This window comes from Longimicrobiaceae bacterium, from assembly GCA_035936415.1.
Lineage (GTDB): Bacteria > Gemmatimonadota > Gemmatimonadetes > Longimicrobiales > Longimicrobiaceae > JAFAYN01.
On record DASYWD010000032.1, the window covers coordinates 1 to 4,477 of the forward strand.

A 4,477-nucleotide genomic window follows, 5' to 3' on the forward strand; every position below is an offset into this window, starting at 1 on the left:
GTGGCGCTCCGCGCGTTCGAGCGAGCGGAGGCGATGGTCCGCGAGCATGGCCGGACGCTCCCGCGCACGCAGGCGGCGCGGGTGGAGCGTCTCCTGGGGTGGGCCCGCGAAGCCGTGCTCACCGACGACCCGGAGCGGGCCTTCCGGCGCGCGGTCTACGCGCTGCAGCTCGTGGAGCAGTACGCCGGGGGCGGGGCGGGCAGTTGAGCCGGGGCCGGGAGGACGTTATCTTCCGGTCGTTTCCGGACGCGCCGGGCTGGCGGAACTGGTAGACGCAAACGACTCAAAATCGTTCGCCGCGAGGCGTGGGGGTTCGAGTCCCCCGCCCGGTATCCCGTACGACGACGCCCCCGGGGGAGCATTCCCCCGGGGCGTCGTGCGTTCCCACCCTCCCGGGGCGGGAATGGTTGTTGCTGTCCCGTCGCGGCGGCAACCACCGACGCGAACAGGGAAACGAATGCTGACCCAGGAACAGAGGGACCGGATCGAGAAGCTGCTTCTCCGCGAGCGCGAGGGCGCGCTGGAGGCGCTGGGACACTTCGAGGAGCGCACCCAGGACCTGCGGGAGCGCTCCGGGGAGATGAGCCTGTACCGCTTCCACATGGCCGACATCGGCACCGAGGCGCAGGAGCAGGAGAAGGACTTCCTCCTCGCCTCCCAGGAGGGGCGCCGGCTCTACGAGGTGGACGATGCGCTGCGGCGGCTCTACAAGACCCCGGAGGAGTTCGGGAGCTGCCAGCGGTGCGGCAAGCCCATCGGCTTCGAGCGGCTGGAGGTGATCCCGCACGCCCGCTTCTGCAAGGAGGACCAGGAGGCGACGGAGGCGGCGTAGGCCGCCGGCCCGGATCCGCTAGTCGGCGAACTCCCGCAGAAGCGACTGCAGAGCCTCCCGCGCCCGCAGGACCCGCATCTTGAGGGCGCTGATGGAGACGTCCAGCATCTCCGACATCTCCTCGTACGAGCGGCCCTCCAGGTGCTTGAGGAGGAAGGCCTCGCGCTGCGCCTCCGGGAGCGTCGCCAGGGCCCGCTCCACGAGCTGCCGCAGGTCGGCTCGGTCGGTGTACACCCCCGGGTCGTCGGAGTCGGGGGTCGTGGCGGTGTCTTCTTCCAGCGGGAGGGAGTGGCGGCGCCGGCTCTTGAGGTGGTCCTTGCAGCGGTTCACCAGGATGCGGAACACCCACGCGCCGAAGCGGGCGGGGTCCTGGCAGCTCGCCAGGCTGGTGTACGCCTTGACGAAGGAGTCCTGGACCAGGTCGGCGGCGAGGTCGCCGTCGCGGACCATCCCGACGGCGTAGCGGAAGAGCGACGCCTGGTACCGGCCCACGAGGACGGCGTACCGGTCCGGATCCCCGGCGAGCACGCGGGCTACGAGCTGGGCGTCGGTCTCGTCGGTCACTCGGCGCGTGGGCGTCGGTTCGGGGGGATGGAGCGGAGCGGACCCCGTGCCGGAAGCGCGGGCGGGAGCGGCTTGCGACGCCCCGGGAGCCCCGCTATACTGACGAGCTTTGCATGGTCCGGTCCGTGGGTTTGACGGGGCGAACGGCGCCGCGGTCACAACTTAGGCCATGCGGGTTGCGGAAGGAAACAATCTATCCCTGGCATCGCGATAGAGGAAGCTGCCATGTCCAAAGCCGGACTTGAAGGAGTCGTCGTTGCGCAGAGCAGGCTCAGCTACATCAACGGAGCCGAAGGGACGCTGATCTACGGCGGGTACGACATCGACGACCTCGCCCGCAACACGACCTTCGAGGAGGTCTGCTACCTTCTCTGGAACGGCGAGCTCCCCGACCGGGACCAGCTCGACGAGCTGAACCGGCAGCTCGCCGCCGAGGCCACGCTGAGCGGCGAGGTGGTGGAGATGCTGCGCGGCTACCCGCGCGACGCGGACCCCATGGCCGCCCTGCGCACCGCCGTCTCCGCGCTCGGCATGTTCGACCCCGACGCCGACGACAACTCCGAGGCGGAGCTCCGGCGCAAGGCGGTCCTCCTCACCGCGAAGATGCCGACGCTGGTGGCCGCCTTCGACCGGATCCGCAACGGGAAGGATCCGGTGGCGCCCCGGCCGGAGCTGGGGACCGCGGGGAACTTCCTGTACATGCTCAACGGCGAGGAGGGGAGCGAGACCCGCGTCCGCACCATGGACGCCGCGCTCATCCTGCACGCCGAGCACGGGATGAACGCCTCCACCTTCTCCGCGCGCGTCACCGCCGGCACGCTCGCGGACGTCTACTCCGCGATCACCTCCGCGATCGGCACCCTCAAGGGTCCGTCGCACGGCGGCGCGAACGTGGAGGTCATGAACATGCTCCGCGAGATCGACCAGAGCGACGCCGACCCCAAGGAGTGGGTGCGGAACGCGCTGGAGGGCGGGCGGCGGATCATGGGCTTCGGCCACCGCGTCTACAAGGCCACGGACCCGCGCGCCAGCATCCTCCGGGAGCTGGCCGACCAGATCATGGCCGAGGCGGGGGAGACCAAGTGGCTCACCCTCTCCGACCAGATCCGCGAGGCCATGGCCGAGGAGATGGAGACGCGCGGCAAGAAGATCTACCCCAACGTGGACTTCTTCTCCGCCTCCGTCTATACCACGCTCGGGATCGCGGAGGACCTGTTCACCTGCGTCTTCGCGCTGGCGCGCGTCCCCGGGTGGACCGCGCACCTCTTCGAGCAGTACGCCAACAACCGCCTCATCCGCCCGCAGGCCGAGTACGCCGGCCCGCGCGGCCTGAAGGTGACGCCGATCTCCGAGCGCTGAGGCTCCCGGCAGTGAACCGCCCTCCGGGGCGCGGCGGTGACCCCGTTGCGCCCCGGAGGTTTTTCGTGCTACCCTGTCGCCGCGCGGAGGGACGTCCGCCGCGCCGACCGTGTCCCGGACCACTTCAACTCACCGCTAGACCATGGCCGAGAACTGGCAGCCGCAGGTCCCCGCAGACGGGGAGCGCATCACCATCCGCGACGGGGAGCTGAGCGTCCCGAACAATCCCGTCCTCCCCTTCATCGAGGGCGACGGGACGGGGCCGGACATCTGGGCGGCCTCGCAGCCGGTGCTGGACGCCGCGGTGGAGAAGGCGTACGGGGGCGAGCGCCGGATCCGCTGGATGGAGGTGCTCGCCGGGGAGAAGGCCTTCAACCAGACGGGGAGCTGGCTCCCGGACGCCACCCTGGACGCCTTCCGCGAGTACCTGGTGGGGATCAAGGGCCCGCTGACGACGCCGGTGGGCGGGGGGATCCGCTCGCTCAACGTGGCGCTCCGCCAGATCCTGGACCTGTACGCCTGCCTCCGCCCGGTGCGCTGGTTCGAGGGGGTCCCCTCCCCGGTGAAGCGCCCGGACCAGGTGGACATGGTCATCTTCCGCGAGAACACCGAGGACATCTACGCCGGGATCGAGTTCGAGGAGGGGACGGACGACGCGCGCCGCTTCCGCGAGGTGCTGGCGGAGACCTTCGCCGACCGCTTCAAGAAGGTGCGCTTCCCCGAGAGCTCCGGCTTCGGGATCAAGCCGGTCTCGCGCGAGGGGACGGAGCGGCTTGTGCGCGCGGCGCTCCGCTACGCCGTCCGCCACGGCCGCCGCTCGGTGACGCTGGTGCACAAGGGGAACATCATGAAGTTCACCGAGGGCGCCTTCAAGAGCTGGGGGTACGCCCTGGCGGAGCGCGAGTTCGGGGACCAGGTGTTCACCTGGGCACAGTACGACCGGATCGTGGAGTCGGACGGCCCCGACGCGGCCAACCAGGCGCAGAAGGAGGCCGAGGCGGCCGGGAAGATCGTGGTCAAGGACTCCATCGCGGACGCCTTCCTGCAGCAGATCCTCCTCCGCCCGTCGGAGTACGACGTGATCGCCACGCTCAACCTGAACGGCGACTACGTTTCCGACGCGCTGGCGGCGCAGGTCGGCGGGATCGGCATCGCCCCGGGGGCGAACATCAACTACGTGACCGGGCACGCCATCTTCGAGGCGACGCACGGCACCGCGCCCAAGTACGCCGGGAAGAACATGGTCAACCCCGGCTCGGTGATCCTTTCCGGGGAGATGATGCTCCGGTACATGGGGTGGACCGAGGCGGCGGACCTGATCGTCCGCGGCCTGGAAGGTGCGATCCGCCAGAAGACCGTGACGTACGACTTCGAGCGCCTGATGGAGGGGGCGACCAAGGTCTCCACCTCCGAGTTCGGCGAGCAGATCGTCCGCAACATGTAGCCCGCGGAGCGCCGCGCGGATCCTTCCGCGCGGCGCTCCCTTCCAGAGGATGCAGCGCTTCATGAACGTTTCCGTACGGGCCGACGCCCCCACCCGCTTCGCCACCCCCCTCCTCGCCGTCCCCGTCGCCGCGGACGCCGACCCCGGCGCGCTCCCGGGGCTGGACGGCGCGGCCGCCGCACAGCTCGCGGCCGCCCACGGCCGCGGCGACTTCGCCGGGAAGGAGGGGCAGACGCTCCTCCTCTACCCCGGCGAGCGGGGCGGGCCGGGGCGCGTCC

Annotated in this window: 6 protein-coding genes and 1 tRNA gene; 6 read left to right on the forward strand and 1 reads right to left on the reverse strand. The window is 70.6% G+C overall.

The window, feature by feature from the left end:
* The 3 genes from VGR37_01265 to VGR37_01275 all read left to right on the forward strand — a co-directional run.
* Window positions 1–207 (forward strand): hypothetical protein (locus VGR37_01265; GenBank protein ID HEV2146025.1); only part of this gene is annotated, 207 nt, incomplete at its 5' end.
* Window positions 208–250: 43 nt separating this feature from the next.
* Window positions 251–332: transfer RNA gene (locus tag VGR37_01270), tRNA-Leu, on the forward strand.
* 125 nt (window positions 333–457) lie between these two features.
* A complete protein-coding gene (locus VGR37_01275) occupies window positions 458–832 on the forward strand; it encodes a TraR/DksA C4-type zinc finger protein (protein ID HEV2146026.1) in 375 nt (124 codons plus the stop codon).
* An 18-nt stretch (window positions 833–850) separates the two neighbouring features.
* On the opposite strand, the gene VGR37_01280 is transcribed toward VGR37_01275, so the two are convergent.
* On the reverse strand, window positions 851–1,396 hold the full coding sequence (locus tag VGR37_01280; protein ID HEV2146027.1) for a sigma-70 family RNA polymerase sigma factor: 546 nt from the start codon (window positions 1,394–1,396) through the stop codon (window positions 851–853).
* Between the two features lie 225 nt (window positions 1,397–1,621).
* Between VGR37_01280 and VGR37_01285 the strand changes: the two genes are divergently transcribed.
* The 3 genes from VGR37_01285 to VGR37_01295 form a co-directional block, all read left to right on the forward strand.
* Window positions 1,622–2,755: a citrate/2-methylcitrate synthase gene (locus tag VGR37_01285; protein ID HEV2146028.1), complete on the forward strand. Its 1,134-nt coding sequence runs from the start codon at window positions 1,622–1,624 to the stop codon at window positions 2,753–2,755.
* A gap of 142 nt (window positions 2,756–2,897) precedes the next feature.
* The gene (gene icd / locus VGR37_01290) at window positions 2,898–4,199 is read left to right on the forward strand and encodes an NADP-dependent isocitrate dehydrogenase (GenBank protein HEV2146029.1); all 1,302 of its coding nucleotides are present in this window, start codon (window positions 2,898–2,900) and stop codon (window positions 4,197–4,199) included.
* A 61-nt stretch (window positions 4,200–4,260) separates the two neighbouring features.
* Window positions 4,261–4,477 (forward strand): hypothetical protein (locus tag VGR37_01295; GenBank protein ID HEV2146030.1); only part of this gene is annotated, 217 nt, incomplete at its 3' end.

Coding starts and splice junctions, on each gene's coding strand:
- VGR37_01285 (HEV2146028.1), top strand. CDS start 1,622: ATGTCCAAAGCCGGACTTGAAGGAGTCGTCGTTGCGCAGAGCAGGCTC.
- VGR37_01275 (HEV2146026.1), top strand. CDS start 458: ATGCTGACCCAGGAACAGAGGGACCGGATCGAGAAGCTGCTTCTCCGC.
- icd (HEV2146029.1), top strand. CDS start 2,898: ATGGCCGAGAACTGGCAGCCGCAGGTCCCCGCAGACGGGGAGCGCATC.